This window comes from Enterococcus sp. AZ179, assembly GCF_050498885.1.
GTDB classification, from domain to species: domain Bacteria; phylum Bacillota; class Bacilli; order Lactobacillales; family Enterococcaceae; genus Enterococcus_D; species Enterococcus_D entomosocium.
This window is the reverse complement of sequence record NZ_JBMHEO010000001.1, coordinates 1,952,764-1,975,020: the sequence shown is the minus strand read 5'-3', so window position 1 is coordinate 1,975,020 and position 22,257 is coordinate 1,952,764. Positions and strand designations below refer to the sequence as shown.

The window sequence follows — 22,257 nt, the reverse complement described above, 5'->3', positions numbered from 1 at the left end:
AAGCTTCCTCCTTAACCTTAAAAGATCGCTGAAAGAGTGCGTTCAGGTATCTTTTCGAAGTGTGAATAGAAACCAAGGCTTGCCACCTTCAAGAACCTAGGATTGAAGTGCTGATCGCCAAAACGCTATTGCTATGAACACAGTAAGAACGCAAGGCATTGGATTTCTCAACTATGACTGCCTATTTTCCATGCAACTGTTCTCAACTGATCTTCACACCTTTTATTTGCCGCAAACGATCCTGCGCATGAACCGTTTCAAACGACAAAAAAGGCATTGGACAAGATTGTCCAATGCCTTTGGCATAGCAAAATAAGCGTCCAGCATCCCACGGTTTTTGCCCAAAAACCTGCCTGAATCTACTAGAAATCGACAAGGAAATCGGGTACAATAAACACGTTGATGCCTTTGGCGATCAACTATGGCAACTTGATTGGTCATCCGTCTTAAGGGTGTGACTGATCAGGGCCTCGTAAATCTGTTGGCGCAGAGATACGAGGTGCCTATTTTTTTGGTTTCTATTCGCTTACATTTTATAGAATGTTTTTGGGAAAAGCAAGCGAACATCGTAACAAAATTGTAAATAATGGTCAAAAAAATAAAAAACTATTGTGATTTGTTCGATTGAAATAGAAAATAGTAATTACTTTGCGTATTTATAAAAAAAGGAGGACCGAATCATCCATGATTCAGTCCTCCTTTTCGCGTTAGACAAATACAAACAAAATTCCAGAGCAGATCGTGCCTACCAATAGCCCACGAATACTGCCTTCCCCTTCATTGGGTAACTCAAATTTGATGATATTCACCAGCAAAGCGCCGGTGATCAAGGCTTCAATGATGACCACCAAATAGTAGGGCAATGATACAAAGAGGGAGAACGCCGCTCCCGCGAAAATACTGAAGGAAAGCACAAAGCGGCCATATTTGTTATAAAGGGCACCATGATGGTGATAGAGCAACCAATCGTTCATGAGAAAGTGCAAACCAAAAGCGATAAAGTAGGTCAAAATGTAGAAACGCTCTGATAGCGTATTGGCAATCACGATATAGCCGATCATAATATTATAAATCACATGAAAAGCGATATCCGACCAAAAAAAGGCGTTTTTGGCACTGGTGATGTCTTTCTTTTCTAACACCATAAACGTCCGCTCATCGATTTTGTAGATCACGTAACTGAAGACTAAGCCAAACAAAACGATGCCATAGACCCCATGACTATAAAAAATCCCCGAGTCCCAGCCAAATTCATCAATCAACACCGTTTGAAAATACGCCAAATGGGGCAATAGATGAACGATCGCATAGGAGATTCCTACCCCAGCGGCAAAGGAGCTCATGTATTGCACGTTTAGTTTTCTGGATGAGATAACATTTGAAAATAGATGGATGAAGATAAACCCTAAAGTGATCATGCAATTCACAAAATTGTTTGTTAAATACGTCATTGTTTTCTCCTTCTTACATTCCGTTTACAGCATCGTTTAATCGCAATTTTCAATAACAAAGTCTTTTTAATTAGTTATTTTTGGTTATTTTCATGAAATATTCTTGTTTACTATACAGTAAGTGGGCTTGGGGGGCAATAGGTTTTTGGGGAGAAATCTTTTTGATAGAAAACGCCCTTCATTGTTGCCGATTTTTTCCCGATGATCTTGTCTTCATTTTCGGATAGGATAATCTTGTTTTTGCTCGAGCAGACAGTAGGTCTAACTTCATTTTTTATAAAAAATTGGGCTTATTTGAAGTTATCTTCAAATTTCCGAAAAAATGTAACCAATTTGAAGTTATCTTCAACTTTCTCAATTATGTCAGATTTTTGACGTTCGTAACCAATCACTGATGAATTCAGAAAGCCATTGTTGCTACTATTCCATCAAAAAAAGAAGCAAGAACTTGCAACGTCCTTGCTTCTTTTTTTGTTACAACTCATTATACTTCTTTTTCGAATCTTTACTTTCTTTTACCGGATACTTCATGTTGTTTTTTTCCAGCTTTTCTTTGATGATCTCATCAATATCAAGCCCCAAATTGTCTGCCAGCATATAGGAATAAATCAGAACATCGGCAATTTCTTCTTTTAAATGTTCGAAATCTTGAGTGGCTTCTTCAGGTGTTTTCCATTGAAAAATCTCCAACAATTCGGCGGCTTCGATGGAGATAGAAATAGCTAGATCTTTTTCATTATGGAATTGTCGCCAATTGCGATCATCTCGGAATTTATTGATCCGTTCCATTGAAGAGGGTTGGTTTTGCATGGTAGGACTGGCTCCTTTCGTTTTGTAGGGTTAAGAGTTTTTGGATGATCGGTTTTTATCATCTCTGAATGGTTGGCGAATAGTTATCCATCCCTTTTAATACGGGCTCTGATTTCATATAGTCTTGTAAGTGGTTGGCTATAGAGTTATTTCTCCGTGGCTCACTTGTTTTTGTATGTTGTTGTATTGAAAAATGCTTTCACATAAAATACATGTTTACAATACAAAGGAATCGAATACTATTGATTCTAGTATAGCATTGTGATTTTTGTTCTTAAAGCATTTGACGAATGAAGAGCACTGAAACATCTTATTAAACTCGTCTTTTTCAAAATCACTTGATGAAACCAATCAGCAATATTCCTCCAATTATGCAAGCTCCCCCTAAGCTCAATAAAAGAAATTCTTTACGCTTTTTCTTCTGCTTGAAAACCAACAATCCGCCATACATAGAAATCAAAACAGCAAATTGTGAAAAAGTGAAACTCTTTGCTACCCCTAGCATTGGGATCATTAAAAATAGACTAATGTTCGCCATACTCCATGCAATGCCCGTACTAATATTTTTTCTGATTTGCTGCCAATCAATTTCTCTTTGTTTAAAAAAAGCAAAAGCAGCTGATGTACTCCACATACCTATTGCTTGCGGAAATAATATACCTGAGCCTCTTACTTGAAATGCCTGCGGCAAAACTACATATACGGTTAAAGCCGCAGAGGAAAGCAACAAATAGGCAATTGCTTTTCGGTTTGTCCGCTTTTGATTCTCTAATGTCTGTTTTTCTTTCCATGACGTCAGCCATATACCAAGTACAATCAGCAATATTCCTCCACTGCCAATCAGCCACATGGAAACATTTGTCCACTCTTGGAAAAAGAAGGCGGCAACAAAGGTTGTCCCTATTAATTGAGTACCATTAGAAATAGGCATTGCTTCTGATACCGGTAAAAATTGAAACGAGTAAAATTGGAAGTATTGTCCAATCGCCCAAAAACATCCAGAAATAAATGCGATCATGACGGAAATATTTGTAAATTCTGGTTTTATAAGAAAAGTAAACAATAAGCTGACTGACACAGCAGCAGTTGTCGTTCCAACTAACTGATTAATTGGTTTGGCTCGAGTCAGCTTCGCAATAAGCGGCATGACACCCCATCCTATCGCTGGTAAAAAATAAAAGAATATCATCATTTCTCCTATAATATACGCTTAAGAAAAGACTGAGCGAAAACCTCAGCCTTTTCTTGCGTTTTTAAAATTGATAGCAATCGTCTTGTATCGATACTTGTTGATTTGTTTTCAGCAGTTTTCCTTTCGACAGGTCAGGTGAAACAACGATGATAGCTGCATCTTTTTTTGCTTCAACCAGTTGTTGCAAATCCATCTCAGCTAATAAAGTACCACAAGGCACTTTCTGACCGATGGTGACGTGAATAGAAAAAGGTGCCCCTTTTAGTTCAACCGTATCAATCCCCATATGGATCAAAACTTTCTCTCCTGATTTACTGCCAATTGTTATTGCATGATACGTTGGAAAAATATTTTCGATCGTTCCTTCAACGGGAGAATAGACATGACCGTCATGATCGATGATTGCATAGCCCTCCCCCATCATTTTCGAGGAAAACACTTGGTCTTTTACAGCTGCCAAAGGAATAATTTGACCTTTTGCCACAGCTCTCAACACTTTTTTTTCTTTAAAAAAGAGCACGTTCCATCACCTCTACTTTAATTCAGGCCAATATTCTTTATTTGCCTCAATCATTTCATCTAAGATTTTTTTAGCCACTCGCGCATTCGGAACAGTCTGATTCAATGTGAATGCCTGCAATGCTTTTTGATAAGACCCTTCAAAGTAAGCATCAACAAGGAGTTTTTCAGCAGCCACTTGCGCCTCCATTAATCCCTTGTGAAAGTCACAAATCGGTTCTCTCAGTGCAATCGGCTCCACTCCCGTTGCTCCCACGTAAGCAGGCACCTCAACTACGGCATCCGAACGCAGATTAGGAATTGCTCCTTGATTGGGCACGATCAGCATAAATCGGCGCCGTTCATCATTTAATAAAGATGTCGCCATATCCACAATGTATTGTCCATGCTCACCAAAGTTAAAATTTAAGACATCTTCTTTCTCTCCGCGTCGGATTTTATCTGCCATTTCTTTGGTATTTTTCTCACGGCCATCCATCACCATATTTGCTCGCGTATATTTTTTGTCTGTATGCTCTACAACCATATCTGGATACAAATAATACTCTAAGTAATTGTTAGGGATATTGTTTGGAAAATTTCTCGTGATGACTGACATCATTTGAAACGCTTCTTGCCAAGTTTTATCCCCTGCATTAAAGTCAGCAACCTGCATTTCTTGTGTTGTCAGCTTTTCAATAATTTCCGGCATGATTTCTCGTTTTAGCTCTTTATCATAGATAGAGGTATACCAGCCAAAATGATTTAACCCATAATATGTCGGTATCCAATTTTCACGGTTGTAACCATAGTTGACGGCAATCGTTTCTTCGATCGAGATGGTCATGTCGCATGCATTGATCATTTTTGCATTTGGGTACGTTCTGCGAACCGCTTCAGAGACGATCGATTCTGGATTTGTATAATTCAAGATCCATGCTTCAGATGCATAATCTTGCACATAACCGACGATCTCTAGCAATCCTTTCATTGAACGCATGCCGTACGCAAAACCGCCTAATCCACAAGTTTCTTGTCCAACTAGCCCATGATTCAAGGGGATTTTTTCGTCTTTTTCTCTCATTTTCATTCCGCCAACACGAATCTGCGAGAATACAAAGTCACAGCCAGTAAACGCATGCTTAGGATCTTCTGTTGAAATGATCTGGACATCTGAAAAGCCCTCTTTTTTCAACATAAACTGAATAATCAAGTACATATCTGCATTTCGTTCTGCATCAATATCATACAAACGGATTTCAGCTAACGGTAAACGTTGTGCATTATTTAAAATAGCCTGAACAATTCCTGGTGTATAAGTACTTCCGCCTCCAGCGATGGTAATGATTTGTTTTTTCATCCTATTTTCTTCCTTTCTATTGTTCCAATAATTTATCAAATTCAGCCATTACATATGTCACTTCTAACCCAATGATCACTTGATAGTTTTTTTCAGTTGGCTTGATAATCCCGCTCACGCCTAATTGCTTGATTCGTTGTTCCTCTACTAATGAAGAATCAGCAACTTCAACACGCAAGCGTGTGTTGCAGCTGTATGCATCCAAAATATTGTTTTTCCCGCCAAACGCTTGGAGCATTTTTTTTGCCATGTATTCATAATTTTTGCTCGCCAATCCCAACTCTGTTTCCTCTGGAGATATTTCTTCCCCAAATTCTGTCGCAGTTTCTCGGCCCAATGTCTGGATATTTCTCGCTTTAATCAAATAATAAAAGGTAAAGTAATACAAGGCGAAAAAGACGAGCCCAATTGGAAGGATCAGAATAGCATTCGTCGCAATACGGAAATTAATAAGATAATCTACAATACATGCTCCGAAAGTGAAACCAATTCGTATATTAAACAAATAACAGACGATCCCTGCTAGCCCAGCAAAAAAGGCATGGATCACATACAGCATAGGTGAGAGAAACATAAAGCTGAATTCAACAGGCTCTGTAATATTGGCAATAAACGATGTGGCAGCACCGCTTCCCATGATTCCTTTAACCATATCTTTATTTTCTTTATACGCTGCTTTGTAAATCGCTAAACAGATAGCTGGTATTCCAAACATCATCACCACAAAAAATCCTGATAAAAACAATCCTGCCTGCGGATCGCCATTAATAAAGCGTGTCATTTCTCCTCGGAAAACTTCCCCGCTAGGTGAAGTATAGCTTCCTAAATCGTAATATACATAGGTGTTCAAAACGTGATGCAAGCCAAAGGGAATCAACAATCGATTTAAAAACATAAAAATCCCAACACCGAGTGCCCCCATGTCAACCAGCATTTTGGCAAAATTGTCGATACCCATTTGTATGATCGGCCAAACCAAACCGAAAACAACCGCTGAGATCGTCTGTAAAATCATGACCATCGTCAAAGGAAATTTTTCACCCGCAAAATAAGAGAAAACCATCGGTAATTTTTGTTCCTTAAAGCGGTTATAAGTCCAAGCGGCAATCAGTCCGGAAATGATGCCCCCAAAAATACCCATACTTACTGCTGGATTCATAATCTCCAACCCTTTTTTCAAGGTAGCTATTGCTAAGAAACCAGTAAGTGCTGGTATTCCTTTGTCTTTGGTTTTAGCAAAACCAATTGCGACCCCAATCGCAAACAGGATATCCAAATTGCCGAAAACTGCATTGCCGGCCGCTCCCAAAACGGGAATATTCAACATGTCGTCAGCTGATAGCCGCATGATCAATCCTGCTAGCGGCATTGCTGCAACTGGCAACAGCATTGCCCGCCCTAACTTTTGTACATTTGCTTTAAAATTCGTCATTATTACATTCCTCCTATATTAAATTGTTTTGTAAGTAGTTAATTCAATCGACGGATCTTTCTTTACTTTCTGAGCAAACGACGAATGAATCAAAAATTCAACCTGCTTCACACGAGGATAAATGAAACTCGACCCCTCTAATAACTCCTGATCCAAATAAGCAGTATGACACATGACTTCGATCGTTTGGTTCCCTTGAAGCTTTTTATACAAATCCTTCAAATAGGCTTCAATAGACGTACTAATTTGTCTTTTTTTCACCTCTTTTTCTCCCACGTCATCAAAATACGGCTCAAAATAATCGACATGCCGCACTTCTTCACTTCGCTCAAAGTTTCCTCTGACGGGCAAATCATATTTTTTGGCTAAAGCAATCACTACTTCCTGATTGCTGCCAAAAGAATGCGTATGGTGATGGCTGTCTAAGTGCGTAGGCAAGATCCCAGCTCGATATACTTTTTGAATCTGAGCATTCCATTCTTGATAGAGCTGATCTTGGTCAATAGCAAATGGTTGCTGATAAAACTTCAACGGTCTAAATCGGCCACCTTCTGTTAGACTATCAACGTTTTCCAAAAGTGGTTTTCCACATGTTAGGGTCAAATGAATTCCTACTCCTAGACCCGGCACCTCCTTTTTTAGTTTCACTGCATGTTCAAAACCAGGCATGTTTGCCATCAATGTTGTCGAGGTGAGGATCCCTCGCTGGTAGGCATCTAAAATGCCATAGTTAACACCATAGCTGTAACCAAAATCATCCGAATTAAAAATTACTTTTCCCATTTCATTCTTCCTTTCTTTTTCCGCTAAAAAAGCGCAACCAAATGAGCATAGCTTGTGTGCTATGTTTCATTCGGTTGCGCCTACCAACTAGTTACGCCCGGATTCACTTATTTAATAGATACGTGCTAAATGAATGGCTAAATAAATAACTTCATTCTCTTGAACTGCCAGTTGAAACTGGTTTTCTATGATTTCCTTGATTTTTAAAGCTGCTTGGTATGCTTCGCTGCTCTTAAAAGTTTCCGTAAAAAAGCCAAAATTTTCTTCTGGAGAGGCTTCGTTATAAATCAAACGCTTGACCAAGAACTTGATATGGATCATTAAGCGATGATATGTCAGTGATTCTTTATCAAAGTTTTCTAAATAAGATTTTTCTAAATAGCTCAAGATCGTTGTCGTCATTTCTAATATTTTCAAACTGTTCAAGCTATTGGGCTCACCTAATTCCGCATTTATAATGTGCATCGTGATAAATCCGACCTCATTTGCACCCAATTCCGTTTGATACTGGTGATTGATCCGTTCAACTACCTCGACAGCTGTATCATATTCGGTTGGATAAAGAAGTTTCATTTCTGGCAGCATAATGGCAGTTACATGACTGTCTTCTCTTTTTCTTTGAACGGCAAAATACATATGATCTGTCAATGTAATATAGATATTGGAATCTAATGGAGAGCTGATCCTAGTGGAAATCAGTTGAATCATCTCTTCAGTAAACTCAATAAATTCAATCGGGATTTGTGCAGCGATCTCACTAAATCGCTTTGTTTTTTCTTTTGAATCCAATGTGAAAATTTTATCTGCAAACACTGGATCAAATGGCTGATTGACTACCGCTGAAAACCCAAGACCTTTCCCCATTGCTATTTTTTCAACTCCATCATCATCAATCAAAACGGCATTATGATTCAGTTTTTTTACCACAAACATTGATTGTCCCCCTTTCCGCATAGTTCTTCAAAATTAGAATAACTATTTTTCTGAAACTATCGAGTTGTTTTCAAACAATAAAAAACGACCAAAGAAAGAAACCTTTCTTCGGTCGTGCCTAATTTAATAGTAGCACCCTATCACTTATGGACACAGTTTAGCATACTATGAAACCGGTATCAAGGGTGAATTTATTTTTTTGAATAATTATTGAGAGTGACAAGAATTGCTCAATCAATTATATTGATTCTCATTTATTCAAAAAAGATAAACCAATCGCTCTTTTATAAATATTTTAATGAACAGTTAGAACAAAAAATGTATAGAAATATTTCTATTTCACTTACATAGCACTTAGGGTTCCTTTCTTAACAAAAAAAAATTTCATTTTATTTCAAACTACTTCACTTATCTTATAAATAAAATACGAATAATGATTAAAACTAGCGAGAACAATAAAATGAAGCTTTGCTGATTTAAAAGCTGAGAGTATGATTTTTAAACAAGTTTTTAAATTTCAAAACATGTTTTTAATATCGAGAGAACACTTACATTCGTTTTGAAACCATTTATACTAATGAATGAAGAAACAGTGGCCACATCGTTCTTCTAGCTAAAAATAGCTAATAATGCTTCACTCAGTAAGATTTCAAATTGATTTAATGTTGTTCCAAAAAAAAGATTGGGTTGATAATCTGATATTCTTTTCGGTGTATATGTTTCAGTACTGATTGTTAATGTCGCCAAGTTACCTATCTTTGAATTCTTTTCACCAACAAAAGCAATCAAATCAATATGATGATCGTTCGCAACTTTAGCTAATTCAGCTAAGCGAACCGTATCCCCTGAATTTGAGATAATAAAAAGCAGGATATCGCTTTGAACATTTTCTCTCAAGAATTCAAGATGACTATTGGCAGTCGCACGGAAACCATGTAGATTAAGAGCTTCAGAAAAATAATTTGCTATATTTTGAGAAAATCCTGATCCAAGGATCATCATTCGTCTATCTTGGTAATCAGACATCAGACGAATAAATGTCTCTTTTTCTTTGTCTGAACAGATTTTAGGCAAGGTCATACTGTGCCGCTGATTGCCTACCGAAAAGACTAATTCACTATATCCTGTAAAGCCAATTTTTTTAGCCATTTGTATAATTGTAGCAGTAGAAACATAAGAAGCTTTGGCAACATCTCGAATACCTAAGTTTTTTAATGACTGACGATTTTTCCACATAAATCTTAAGACATCAGCTTCTGAATTGTTCAACTGATATTTGTCGATAAGCATTTCAATATCCATAAGATCCACCTCAAATTTTTAGTTAGGAGTATTATATCATGACAGAAAGTAAATTCATTCAAGATCCATGGGCAAAGATGACCACACGTAACGGGCTGCGAGGAGATGAAGTTATTTCTGCACTACAGAAATCGATTCGCCGTGGAAAGGAAAAAGATGCTTGCGAGTTTGCATATGAAATGTACATTACCTCGCCACAATTTGAAGAAAAATTATGGCGACGCTTATTGGCAATTAGTGTAGAAGATGTAGGAATGGGTAATCCTTTAGCTGCCATCATGATTAATAATTTGAACGTGATGCGTAGAGAATTCCAGTATAATGAATCAGACCGTGCAATGTATTTCTTCCATGCAATACGTTACTTATGTGATTCTGAAAAGGATCGTTCATCCGATTTACTCAAAAATATCGTTATAAAGAGCTTCGCTATGGGCTATATTCCAGAAATACCAGATATTGCTTTGGATAAACACACCACTCGTGGGCAAGAAATGGGGCGAGGGTCCGAACATTTTTTATATGAAGCAAGTAAAGTAATTCCTCAAGCCGATATTGATAATAATTACAAAGAACAATATGAAAAAATAATTGAGAAATATGATCCAGAACGTGTCGTGCCAAGTGCTTTTGCTTTCAACCCTTGGCAAGTATAGGAGGAAATAGTATGGAAAATTCTGCACTTGTCATAAAGCTTAATGAAATACTGAGTCCATTAGCAGCTAAAATTGGAAATCAACGTCATTTGAAAGCTATATCCAGTGGGATGATGTTCAGTCTGCCTTTTATTGTTATCGGTTCTTTTTTTCTGATTTTTGCCAATCCACCTATAAATATTGACCGTTACAACCCAGAAACAGCAAATTACTTCATGCAATTCATGGCCGGTTGGAAATATTTTGCAGTAGCAAATTATGATGTAATTACTGCGCCTTATAATTTGACGATGGGTATCATCGGTTTGATCAGTGTTTTTGGTATTGCCTTCTCACTTGCTCATGAATATAAATTCAATGCATCCATGAACGGAATGATCGCAGTAGTCATTTTTCTAACGGTTTGCACTCCTGTGAAAGATGGAATGATTTCACTAGATTTTTTAGGTACGAATGGCCTTTTCGTTGCAATTATCATCGGTTTACTTGTCGTAGAGGTGAATCGCACTTTTGAAATAAAAAATATCAAGCTGAAACTTCCAGATACTGTCCCACCAATGGTCGCAACCTTTATCAATATGTTGGTGCCACTACTTACTAACATCATTATTTTTTATGGCGCCAATCTAATTGTCTTATCGACAACAAATACAATTTTCCCAGAAGCAATAATGCAATTACTAACGCCTGCAACAAACATTGCTGGCAGTTTAGGAGGTTTTTTATTTATTGTAACTTTAGGGAATATCTTGTGGATGTTTGGTATTAACGGCTCCTCAATTATCTTCCCAATCGTCTTCACGTTAGGAATCGCCCAAACTGGCTTAAATGCTGAACAAATGACAAATAATGAGACGATGACCCACTTGATGAATCTTCAAATGTTCCGTGTTTCCGTTCTTGGCGGAGCTGGTGGAACCTTGGGATTAGTGTTACTAATGATGCGAAGTAGAGTTCCAGAATATCGTACGATAGGAAAATTATCATTAATCCCTGGAATCTGCTCCATCAATGAACCAGTCATCTTTGGATTACCAATCGTCTTCAATCCTATTTTAGCAATTCCATTTTTATTTACACCTATTGTCTCTTTATTATTAACTTATTTTGCTCAGCAATTTGGATGGATTGGATTAGGATTTATAATTGATCCCTCATTCACACCTTTCTTTGCGCAAGCCTACCTTTCTAGTATGGATTGGCGTAATATTATTTTCTGCTTCGTACTTATCTTGGTCAGCATTTTTATTTACTATCCATTCTTTAAAATAATGGAAAATAATAGAATAAAAATAATAGATGATAAGCTAGAAAGTCTATAAGGAATAACTGAAATTATACTGAATTTTTAGTACTAATTGATAGGAATCAAGCTAAGTGTCTCTCAGCGTTTATAAACTTAGGACCGATAGAAATGACTCTATAATTCATGGGACAGATGAATCAGAATTGATTCTTCAGTCCCATGAAACTGACTAAAATCAATAAATAAAAAAACTTCAAATGCTGGTATATCAACATTTGAAGTTCGTACTATATGATTACCCCACAGACCCTTCCAGCAAAGGGATGGTGTTTTCTACAAGTTTCAACAACTTCTAAATGCTGTTAGATCAACAACCGTTGTTTTGGATGGTGCCATAAAATTCTGATAATTTTTCGGGATTGGTGCTAGTTTGGGTGTTAGTTTTTATCCAAATTACTACTTGTGATATCGCCAAGATTCCTTAATTAAACTGGCAATATACTCAATATCTTGATTGTCTTTCATAATAATTTCATAATCACCGTTTCCCCAATGACCTGTCTCACTTACATTTCGAGTTATATTTTCAGGATCATTTAGTTCTCCATATTTTAGATTAATCCATATTTTCAGGGCTTTTTTCTGAATTTCGATATCTACTATATTACGTTTCATTTTAAACGAATTATATAACTTAACTGGCTTAATTCGAATATTACTATCCCAACTTAAAATAATTTCTTTTAATTCTTCATAAAGTTCTTGAACTTCTAAAGAGCCTTTCTCAAGATGCTCTTCTTCTGTGTAAATCTTAATTTCTTTAGACAAGCCTTTCTTATTAGCTTCTCTTTGATTATTTTGCTTATTAGCTTTACTCTGCTTTGAATTAGTTTTGTTGAGCGTTTCAACATCTATCAAGCCATTTTTATATTTTTTCACCATGACTAAATCAATAGGCAAATCAGGATTATTTACTGCACCATATTGATAATTAGTGTAATCATTCGCCACAAAAATAACTCGTGTTTGTGACCATTCAATTTCACTAGTACGCTTTAGTTGATCTGGATACTGCTCATTATAATTCAAGACAAATTCCCCTTTATGAGCTAATAATGAGTTTAGATAAGCATAACCTTGATCAATTACACTGAATCGCTTCCCTTTTTTGTACTCAATGATTACAAAACTCTTGGTTTCTTCATCATAAGCTACCGTATCCAGCCGAAAATCATCCACAGAAAATTCAGTAGCTACAAATTTCAAATTGAACAGCTTTTCTAAATTTGCTTCTACTAAAAATTGTAATTCTTTTTCTTTAGCAAATGGTACTTCTTGAATTTCTACCATCTCATGTTTATTAATGTGATAAAGAGCCAACAAAACACCTCCGTTTCCAAGATATTTCATGTTGAAATTATCTAATAATGTAGATTAGCTCAATCAGTTGATATAGACAAGCTAATTAATAATCTTAGCATTGGCATTAATTGAATCTATTGATTGAATTAATGTCTGAATTTGCCTCTGGTTATCACCAAATAAATTGACAATAGTTCCGATACGTTTAAAAGGATCTTCCAGAAGTTGTGCTTTTTCTAAATAACCATTCTGAACAACATAATCAATAATCAATTTAATAAATTCTGATTGTTGTGAGTTCAAATTTTCAGTAGATAAAAAATCAGAAAATACAGCTTTGGCGGCACCTTTGTCTAGTCCTATCAGCTCCCTTACTAAGAGAGTCACAGATTTTTCTCCGTAACTTTCTTTATACTGATCTTTTGAACCTAATTTCTCCCAGAGAACTTCTTCCAACATCTCTACATCTTTCTTGGTCAATGGACGGTTATGATGTAACTTGTAGACAGCAATGTTATCCAAATGCGTTCTGATATAATTTTCGACTTTCTCTTTGTAACTACGTAAGTCATTTACTTTTAGAAGTGGTGCATCATCTTCATGTATCGAGATAATTTCATCTTCAAAATTGGTGTAATAGACTTTTTGCGTGTACTTTGGAATAAAACGAATTAGCTCTCTTAATGCTAAGCGAACTTCTTCCAACGCTTCAAGAGTTGGTTGCTCCCAAAATTCTGGTTCTTGGATTTTTTTAATCAACTCTTTTTGCTCCAAAATTTGAGGTATTGTCCCCAGTTTTTGAAGTTCTTGAGCACTTTCCATTACCTGTCGAATTGCTCGTGTTGCATTGCTCTTTGTTAATGTAGATAATTCAATAGTAAATACCCATAAATCAAATCGCTTAGCAAGTTCATCATCCTTTTCCGGTTCAATCAAAGGTGAAATATGTTTTTTTAGATCATTAACATTTAAAATAGTTAGTGCTTTCCATGAGTCTGAGTGTGAGAATTTATCCACATGTTTGATTTCCATACGAACCATAAAATAATTTTGATCTAGTTGTTGGACAAATGAAAATAACTGATTAACTAGTTTGGTTCGATATGAAATAAATGAAGATTCTTGATACTGTATGGCTTGTAGTTCATAAATCAATTCAACTTTTAAATTAAAGAGCCTTTGAGTCAATGGAGTCACCAGTCTAGCTTCTCCTATTTGCTTATCTTCTCGGAAAAATTCAAAATTTCGACTATAATCAAAAATTAGAAAACCATCTTTATCTTGTCCTGGACCAAATAAATTTTCACATAGTCTTGTCCCTCTCCCGAGCATTTGCCAGAATTTGATTTTCGATCTAACCTTTTTGAAAAAAACTAAATTCACTACCTCTGGCACATCAATACCTGTATCAAGCATATCAACAGAAATAGCAATTTGAGGATACTTTTCTTTCACTGAAAAAGTATCAATCAAACTTTGATGATAATTAACACTATAGTCAATAACATCAGTATAACTATCTCCTTTATAAGGAAAAAGGAGATCAAACCGCTCTTTTATCATTTCTGCGTGACGATGATTTTTCGCAAATATTATCGTTTTTCCAATCTCATCACCGCTAGAGTCTTGTATTCCTTTGTTCATTATTTCTTTTAAAACAAGGTCAATCGTATGTTTATTAAACAGCCACTCGTTAATTGCTTCTGGATCAATATCTTTAACTTCTGGTTCATCTTCAAAAGTATCATCAAACGCCTGTTTCTCTTCCTCAGTTAAGTCCTCATAATGAATGCCTTCATTTGGAATTTTCAGTTCTGTTTCAATCGTTTTATAATTCACCAAAAAACCATCGTCTACTGCATTATCTAAATCATAAGCATACGTCGGAACACCATTCTCTAAGTTAAAGAGGTCGTAGGTATTTTTATCAATATCTTCTCTAGGTGTTGCAGTAAGACCTACTATTAGGGAATCAAAATAATCAAAAATAGCACGATATTTTTGGTAAATACTTCTGTGAGCTTCATCAACAATAATCAAATCAAAATGTCCAACCGTAAACAGCCGGTTTTCTTCATGTTTAACTGAATCAATAGCATTCATCATTGTTGGATATGTCGAAAAAATCATTCGACTAGTACGCGGATTATTCTTCTCCGTATTCGCTTCCAATAAGTTACATAATGAAAGATTTGGCAACAGCTGATTAAAGTTACGAAAAGCTTGTTTTACCAACGAAGTTCGATCTGCTAAAAACAAGACATTCTTAGCCCAATTTGCCTGTGTTAATACATCAACAATAGAGATAACCGTTCTTGTTTTTCCACTTCCTGTCGCCATCACTAGCAGTGATTCACGTTGCCTATTCTCGAATGCCTCACAAGTATTAATAATTGCTTCTTTTTGATAAAAACGATTCGTTATGTCATCGTTAATAGTTATTGAGTTCAATGATCGTTTTGTTTCTCTTCGATCAATGATTAGCTGCAACTCATCTTGTGTATAAAAACCAGATACTTCTCTAGCTGGATAGGGTTCTTCAATCATCCATGTTTCAAACCCATTTGTATAGAAAACAACAGGTTTTTGACCTTTCTTTTTTTCTAAAAGATCAGCATAGAGTTTTGCCTGCTGTCGCCCTTCTTTAGGACTTTTCATCGTTCTTTTTGCTTCGACAATTGCTAAAGGCAGCCCATTTTTCCCATATAAAACATAATCGATTTTCCCAAAACCAGATTTATTAGGCATTCCTTCAATTTTCTCTTCAATTTCAATATTTTCATCGAATTTCCAACCAGCAAGTCGTAACTCAATATCAATATATCGTTTACGTGTTTCACTTTCAGAAATTTTATCAACATAGAAATCGTAGTTTCCTGATTCAACTGTACTTTTTCGTTTGTTCATGAAATCTACACGTGTTTCATCTGGTAGAGCTTGCTGCAATTCTTTAAGTGGCGGATCAGTCACATTAATTTTTTCTGTTAGCTCTCCTAATTGACGCGGCGATTCTTTTTCTTTGATAGTTGTTGATAAATTAAGGACAGCCTCATTGAACGTCCTATCTTGATAATTTTCGCCATAACAATAATCAATCCATAAAATAAATTGGAATAGATTTTTTATAGCTAATACAGCCTCTTCTCGTTTGACTGTAGCATTATTATGTACAGCAACATTCCCTAGTTTAATAATAAAACGAATAGCAGGCAGTAAATTGGGATCAAGTATATCTTGAAACTCACGATGATTGACTAATGAAGATAGATTATCACGATAAGGAACTTTCAACTCACTATCAAATTGATAAACCCACTTAACTGAAAGTTCAAGCGCACGTCGGCAGCAAATTGCTGCCATAATCGTGCTAACATTCATCGCTTTTTCTGTGTCAATACTAGCTTGAGCAAACCCCCGATAATCTTTATCTTTTAATAAAAAATCAAAATTCCCCATTTTATTCCTCCCTTCTTTCAATGTCTGAAATTATTGCTCAGGAAAGAGCTCACCACGAAATGCTTTTTGCATCAGAGCATTAAAATTATTTTCCATTTCATGTAGGCTTTCTTCCATGACTTTTTTTTGTGATTCGATTTCTTCGACTATGGAAGCGAATTTGTTTTGATATTTAATTGGTGGTAATTTAAATTGATAATTTTCTAATTGTTTTTTATTTATTTTTGGAATATTTGTTCGCGAACTTTGCTTTTTAGCATAATTTAAAAAATCAATTGATTTCAAAAGTTCTGCTAGGTATATTCTATTCATACCATCTTTTACTAATAATGGGTAAGAATCTGCACTCGTAATTCCTTTCTCATACGGCAAAGCAACCTTGTTTAAGTTAGGTCGGATTTTACTATATATAACATGTCTTTCATCAAAAAGGTACTTTCCACTTGTAATATTCACCTCTTTAACTCTAGAAATATTAATTAATTTTCCAGTGTTTTTCTCAATATTCTCTATTCCAATATATATAAAGTTTTGATATATAGTAAAATCTTTAATCATTTTAGTATCAATGGTCACATATTCTTTCAAACAGACATTATCCCACTTAGTTAGATTTTCATTATGAAGAAATCTGTTAATAAAAGTATTCTTTTTTAGTCGCTCTAACTCAGCAATCTGTTCTTTGCGTTTTTCTATTAGTTTTGAAGCTAGATTTAGAGTATTGGCTATTTCTTTTTGATTCTCAATTGATGGAACCCATACATCATAATTTTTCAACGTATTGGGACTAATATTAGGAACTGTTCCTCCTACTGAATCTTGCTTCATTCTCTCACAGATTTGTCTTATCAAATATATAAGAAAAACTCGACTGATTTCATTATTTTTCGGTACTATTTTCGCAATACGTTGATTTAAATACATTTTTCCATTTATATCAGCAATCCCCATTTTCCCTATTGAACCCGACATGCCTAACAATATATCACCCTTTTGAATCAAAAACTTTTCATCAATATTGATGTCAACTACTCTAGCTGTATTTGCCGTAATTCTGATTTTATTCTGGTATAAATCACTCATACGTATAACTGGTACACCTTTAATATCAAACTCTTTAGATTTAAAGGCATATCCACTAACTATGTCTACATAGTCACCCAACTTCTTATTTTTCATCTGATCAAATCCTTAAGTTTATCGATTCCTTGAACAATTTCTTGTTCTATTATCTCTATTTTTTTTATGATTTCTAGAGGTTCTTCATACTCCACTTCATCATATTCAATCTCTTTATACTTATTAATACTTAAGTCATAATCATTTTCTTTCAGTTCTTCAACCGGAACCATAAATGATTTTTCTGTGCGTCTACGTTCCATTTCCTCTTCACGATTTTTGAAACGCTTGACAATATCAGGTATGTCATTCTCTTTGATTGGGTTACGCTTATCATCCAAACTATAGCCATCAGTCTGCATATCATAAAACCAAACATTGTCTGTACCACCAATTTCAGTCTTAGTGAAAATTAATATGGCAGTTGAAACTCCTGCATAAGGCTTGAATACACCACTTGGCATTGAAATCACAGCATCTAATTTATTATTTTCAACAATTTCTTTCCGAATATCTTTGTGAGCTTTAGAAGAACCAAATAAAACACCATCGGGAACAATGACTGCAGCTCGACCACCTGGTTTTAACGTTCTCAAGAATAAAGTCAAAAAGAGTAATTCCGTTTTCTTAGTTTTAATAGAAGCTAACAAGTCATTCGCTGTTGTGTCATAGTCCAAAGAACCTTTAAATGGCGGATTAGCTAATACAAGAGAATATTTTTCCCGCTCTAAATTATCTTGTGAAAGTGAATCTTGATACTTAATTTGCGGATTATCCACCCCATGAAGCATCATGTTCATTGCGCCAATTCTTAACATCGTACTGTCCATATCATTTCCATGAAACATATTATTGTGATAATGCTTACTTAATATTGAATCTAAAAATAATTCTGGATGATGTTTTCGAACATACTCACTCGCTGCAACTAGAAAACCTGCCGAACCCATAGCTGGGTCACTTATTGTATCTTGAGGTGTAGGAGCCATCAAATCTACCATCATCTTTATAATATGACGTGGAGTACGAAATTGTCCATTCGTTCCAGAAGTTGCTAGTTTAGATAAAAGATACTCATAAATGTCCCCCTGCATATCTCGATCTTCGGTAGGTAATTCTTCTAAAGCTTCTACTACTTTTTGTAATGTTCCCGGTTTATTAATTTGAAAAATTGCATCTTTCATATATCTTGAAAAAGCAGTGTCATCATTTTCACCATTTAAAGTTTTTATAAAGGGAAAAATTTTTTGTTGCATCAAATTGAACATCTCTTGTGCATCACCTAGGTCTTTAAATGTATGCCAACGATATTCAGGGTGTTTTTTGGGAAATACTGATGTGTATTCTAAATCCAATACTTTACTATTTTTTTCTTTTTCTAGTTCCGCACGATCTAAATCTTTCATGAATAGTAAATAAGTTAACTGTTCTATATTAGTTAATGGATTGGTACTTCCTTCAGTCCATAATGTTGTCCAAATATTGTCAATTTTACTCTTAATCGTTCCTGTAATCATTTTTTTATTTCTCCTATCTAGCACTATTTATAATTCAAATACAATCAATAAAAGTCATTATATATACTTTTCATTTTAATTTTTCTAGTTATATATTCCCTACAATTGTAGCATCAATTGAATAAGAAATACATTTAGTCTTCAATTTAGAAAAATTACTATTATTACAAAAGTGACTCTTTTTTGTTAACAGCACTACAAATTATTTTGAAATTAACCTTAAAAATAATTGATGGTGTGTTTCGTTCAAGCCTTTTATTAATTCTTCAACAGAAGAAGATTGTACAGGCGAAGTTTAATTTTCTATGTCTTATCTTCTATTGCTTCTTAACTCATTTTATTCATTACAAGAGGATAGTTGAATTATTTCAAAAACAATTCCTCTTGTTTCACGTTATCTAGAATATCATGTTTTTTTCCTTATTTATGGTATCTCTATCCATAACTTTTAATACAGTATATTCTATAAAATAATAACATAAATTCAAGTCCATCTTATTCACTTATAATTACATTATATACACTAAAAAGGTTTCGTCATTTTCTTCAAGATCGCTAATTTTCATAAAAAACAACTATAAACGTTGTTATACAAACGTTTATAGTTGTTTTTTCATCCCACACTGCTTTCCAGCAAAGGGATAGTGTTTTCTAAAAGTTTTAACAGCTTCTAAATACTATCAAGTCAAGTTTTTTAAATCTATTTAGCTTTATGGGAGTCGTATGATTTTTTTGATTTGGTGTTAATTTTGCTGTTAGATATCGGTTAACTACTCTAAATCAATTTACTGCGAAAATATATATGTCTTATTTAAAACGAGTGAAAGAAAAAGGCTCAAAAAGAAATGTGCATTTCTCTTAGATTCACAATGGATAGCGCCTTTTTCCAATGAGACACAACCAGGTTATGTCTCATTGGTGGAATATTTAATAAATAATATCATCTCAGGAATAACATTTTAATTTAAGAAAGAAAATAAAAAATCATTCTTTCTTCCACAAGCTATATATTTGGGTTCTTTTATTAAATGCTTCTTGCCCACCTTCCATAATATCAACAACCTTATTCTGAATATCTTTATTATCAATGCTACCCATTTCTAGAGTTATCAGACTTTCATCGTAAGCAACGGCAATTACTTGCTCCGAATCACCTAATACCGGAATATTAGCATTATGTGTAGCGAAAATAAACTGAACTTCAGGTTTTCTTTCCTTCACTTTGGTAATTATTTCATTATAAATTACCTGATTATCTAAATCATCCTCGTGTTGATCAATCATAATTAAATTATTTTCTTTTTGAGACAAAATGAAAAGCACTAATGCAGATGCTCTTTGACCAATTGAATGTTTTGCTAAAGGCTTGCCATGATATTTAATTTCAATTTGATTTGGGGTTCGGTGTTTTAATAATTCACTATAGTTGTCTTTGATTTTTTCTTTCATCTTTGCTAATTGTGTATCCGTTACTAATTCAGAAGTTTTTTTAGCATCATCTATTAAAATATCTATTAATAGAGACGCAAAGTCAGAATGTTCTTCACTTATATTTTTGTAAGTATTCTGATTTATATTAGATCCTTTAAAAAATTGAGATAAATGTTCAAGAAAAATATCTTTATTACCTTTAAACTCAATGCCTAGTTCCAACGCATCTTGACTTTCATTTATTGTGTTTATTTCAGTTTCATATAATTTAAATTCACTAAGCAACAATTGGTTTCTTGCATTTAATGCTTCTCTAATTTTGGTTTCTATTATGCTCTTGTTTTTTTCTTCCTTTTCAACTTGCTCAATAGAGGTTAATAAATTATCTTCTTCAACTTTAAATTTGGCAAAATCATCTGGATTTAAATTAGGTATATTAATTTCCCTTTTAATTTCAGCAAATTCTTCCTCGAGTGATTTTATGATCTCTTGAATCTCCATTAAATATATATTTACTTGCTCAGAGCTAGAATCTATCTTAGAGATAATCCCTTCAAGCTCACCTTTGACTTCGATAATCTTTATAATTTCCGTTGATACTTTTTCAAACAACTCTGGAACTTCATCAGAACTAAGTGGACTTAGTTCTTCCAACTCGTTGATATTATTGGAATTTATTAAATGTTTGACCTCTTTTTTAAATTTGTTTATCAACTGATATGCATTAGCTATCTTTCGCTCATCTTTTTGAAAATTAACCTGTTTAGATAGCTTTTCAGATAAGCCTTTTTCTTCAAAAATCTCTATTCTGTGCTTTGTATCTACTAGGCTCTTTCTTAGCTCGGGAAGCGCATTAACTTGATCATTTAAGCTGAATATTTTACTGAACTTATCAATCAACTGTTCATTGATTAGTGTCAAATCCCTTCGAAATGATTTTGTTTTCTTTCCAACTAATTTGTTCAACAAATCTAATTCAAATCCATTGTTCATGTAAGACAGATCCTTTTGACCAAAATATAATGGTGTTTGGAGAAAGGAGCAAAAGACTATTCATCAATGGTAATATTCTCAATATCCGTATCTGGTTGATCAAATTGAAGTGAGACTAAATCTTTTGTTCTGAAGGCTATAGACCATCCCAGAGGCTCAATAGGAAAATAATTATACGTACTTTCATAAACTTGGGGCGCTCGTACTACTGTCGGAGCCGTAATTTCATAAGTTACCTCGTTTTGCACTGTACGCATTTGATATTCTTTGTTGGAGATTGCCTCGTTGATTGTCTCATCATTTACATAATTGTCCCCAATCGCATACAAATCTCCTTCCACATTATATAATCCTGTATAACTAGAATCAGGGTAACTCACTTCATGAATAATAAATGAAAACTCTTCCTTCTCCGTCTGATTTCCTGATGAATCAGTGATAATATTGAAATAAAAATCTGATGGTTCGATATCAATTGGGTTCAAATTATTATCTGATTTCATCTTGTATAGGAATTCTTTTCCTGATTTTACTATGGAACTGTCGCTTTTCTCTATCAGCTCCTCCGCCATTGCAATATCTTCTCGTACACCTTGAATTCTAGCTGATTGATAATCAAATTCATCTTGCTTAACTTTTTCTAATATCTCTTCATCTGTCATCTTAGAGACATCGCCGATAGTTAACTTAGTATTCTTATATCTGCTAATTTTATT

At 34.6% G+C, this 22,257-nt stretch carries 17 protein-coding genes; 2 read left to right on the top strand and 15 right to left on the bottom strand.

Annotation, left to right across the window (positions count from 1 at the left end; genetic code table 11):
* Nucleotides 1-707 precede the first annotated feature (707 nt).
* The 9 genes from IGI88_RS09310 to IGI88_RS09270 all read right to left on the bottom strand — a co-directional run bounded on the left by IGI88_RS09310 (nt 708) and on the right by IGI88_RS09270 (nt 9,761).
* Entirely contained in the window at nt 708-1,451 is a 744-nt protein-coding gene (locus IGI88_RS09310) for a hypothetical protein (protein ID WP_008377866.1), read from the bottom strand.
* Between the two features lie 474 nt (nt 1,452-1,925).
* Nucleotides 1,926-2,261 (bottom strand): nucleotide pyrophosphohydrolase, encoded by a 336-nt coding sequence (locus tag IGI88_RS09305; RefSeq protein ID WP_061053736.1) that lies wholly within the window; start codon nt 2,259-2,261, stop codon nt 1,926-1,928.
* Nucleotides 2,262-2,595: 334 nt separating this feature from the next.
* A complete protein-coding gene (locus IGI88_RS09300) occupies nt 2,596-3,453 on the bottom strand; it encodes a GRP family sugar transporter (RefSeq protein ID WP_082741556.1) in 858 nt (285 codons plus the stop codon).
* A gap of 61 nt (nt 3,454-3,514) precedes the next feature.
* Nucleotides 3,515-3,973: a PTS glucose transporter subunit IIA gene (locus tag IGI88_RS09295; protein WP_061053734.1), complete on the bottom strand. Its 459-nt coding sequence runs from the start codon at nt 3,971-3,973 to the stop codon at nt 3,515-3,517.
* 12 nt (nt 3,974-3,985) lie between these two features.
* Nucleotides 3,986-5,311: a maltose-6'-phosphate glucosidase gene (locus IGI88_RS09290; protein ID WP_061053733.1), complete on the bottom strand. Its 1,326-nt coding sequence runs from the start codon at nt 5,309-5,311 to the stop codon at nt 3,986-3,988.
* A 16-nt stretch (nt 5,312-5,327) separates the two neighbouring features.
* Nucleotides 5,328-6,743, bottom strand: coding sequence for a PTS transporter subunit EIIC (locus IGI88_RS09285; protein WP_061053732.1), 1,416 nt, complete (start codon nt 6,741-6,743; stop codon nt 5,328-5,330).
* A gap of 18 nt (nt 6,744-6,761) precedes the next feature.
* Entirely contained in the window at nt 6,762-7,526 is a 765-nt protein-coding gene (locus IGI88_RS09280) for a carbohydrate deacetylase (RefSeq protein ID WP_061053731.1), read from the bottom strand.
* A gap of 111 nt (nt 7,527-7,637) precedes the next feature.
* Nucleotides 7,638-8,459: a PRD domain-containing protein gene (locus IGI88_RS09275; RefSeq protein ID WP_061053730.1), complete on the bottom strand. Its 822-nt coding sequence runs from the start codon at nt 8,457-8,459 to the stop codon at nt 7,638-7,640.
* 609 nt (nt 8,460-9,068) lie between these two features.
* Nucleotides 9,069-9,761: a MurR/RpiR family transcriptional regulator gene (locus IGI88_RS09270; protein WP_061053729.1), complete on the bottom strand. Its 693-nt coding sequence runs from the start codon at nt 9,759-9,761 to the stop codon at nt 9,069-9,071.
* Between the two features lie 38 nt (nt 9,762-9,799).
* On the opposite strand from IGI88_RS09270, the gene IGI88_RS09265 reads away from it, so the two are divergent.
* Both IGI88_RS09265 and IGI88_RS09260 read left to right on the top strand, forming a co-directional pair.
* Nucleotides 9,800-10,417: a hypothetical protein gene (locus IGI88_RS09265; RefSeq protein WP_061053728.1), complete on the top strand. Its 618-nt coding sequence runs from the start codon at nt 9,800-9,802 to the stop codon at nt 10,415-10,417.
* 11 nt (nt 10,418-10,428) lie between these two features.
* Entirely contained in the window at nt 10,429-11,739 is a 1,311-nt protein-coding gene (locus tag IGI88_RS09260; RefSeq protein ID WP_194199286.1) for a PTS sugar transporter subunit IIC, read from the top strand.
* A gap of 380 nt (nt 11,740-12,119) precedes the next feature.
* On the opposite strand, the gene IGI88_RS09255 is transcribed toward IGI88_RS09260, so the two are convergent.
* The 6 genes from IGI88_RS09255 to IGI88_RS09230 form a co-directional block, all read right to left on the bottom strand.
* Nucleotides 12,120-13,043 carry a DUF5655 domain-containing protein gene (locus tag IGI88_RS09255; RefSeq protein ID WP_061053726.1) on the bottom strand — a complete coding sequence of 308 codons (924 nt, stop codon included), beginning with the start codon at nt 13,041-13,043 and terminating at the stop codon, nt 12,120-12,122.
* An 81-nt stretch (nt 13,044-13,124) separates the two neighbouring features.
* Nucleotides 13,125-16,481 carry a DEAD/DEAH box helicase family protein gene (locus IGI88_RS09250; RefSeq protein ID WP_061053725.1) on the bottom strand — a complete coding sequence of 1,119 codons (3,357 nt, stop codon included), beginning with the start codon at nt 16,479-16,481 and terminating at the stop codon, nt 13,125-13,127.
* A 30-nt stretch (nt 16,482-16,511) separates the two neighbouring features.
* On the bottom strand, nt 16,512-17,660 hold the full coding sequence (locus tag IGI88_RS09245) for a restriction endonuclease subunit S (protein WP_061053724.1): 1,149 nt from the start codon (nt 17,658-17,660) through the stop codon (nt 16,512-16,514).
* Entirely contained in the window at nt 17,657-19,117 is a 1,461-nt protein-coding gene (locus tag IGI88_RS09240; protein ID WP_104010366.1) for a type I restriction-modification system subunit M, read from the bottom strand. Before IGI88_RS09240 ends, IGI88_RS09245 begins: the two co-directional genes overlap by 4 nt.
* Before the next feature lie 984 nt (nt 19,118-20,101).
* Nucleotides 20,102-21,541, bottom strand: a complete 1,440-nt coding sequence (locus IGI88_RS09235) for a hypothetical protein (RefSeq protein ID WP_061053723.1) — start codon at nt 21,539-21,541, stop codon at nt 20,102-20,104.
* Between the two features lie 56 nt (nt 21,542-21,597).
* Nucleotides 21,598-22,203 (bottom strand): hypothetical protein, encoded by a 606-nt coding sequence (locus IGI88_RS09230; protein ID WP_225869342.1) that lies wholly within the window; start codon nt 22,201-22,203, stop codon nt 21,598-21,600.
* Between the last annotated feature and the right edge of the window lie 54 nt (nt 22,204-22,257).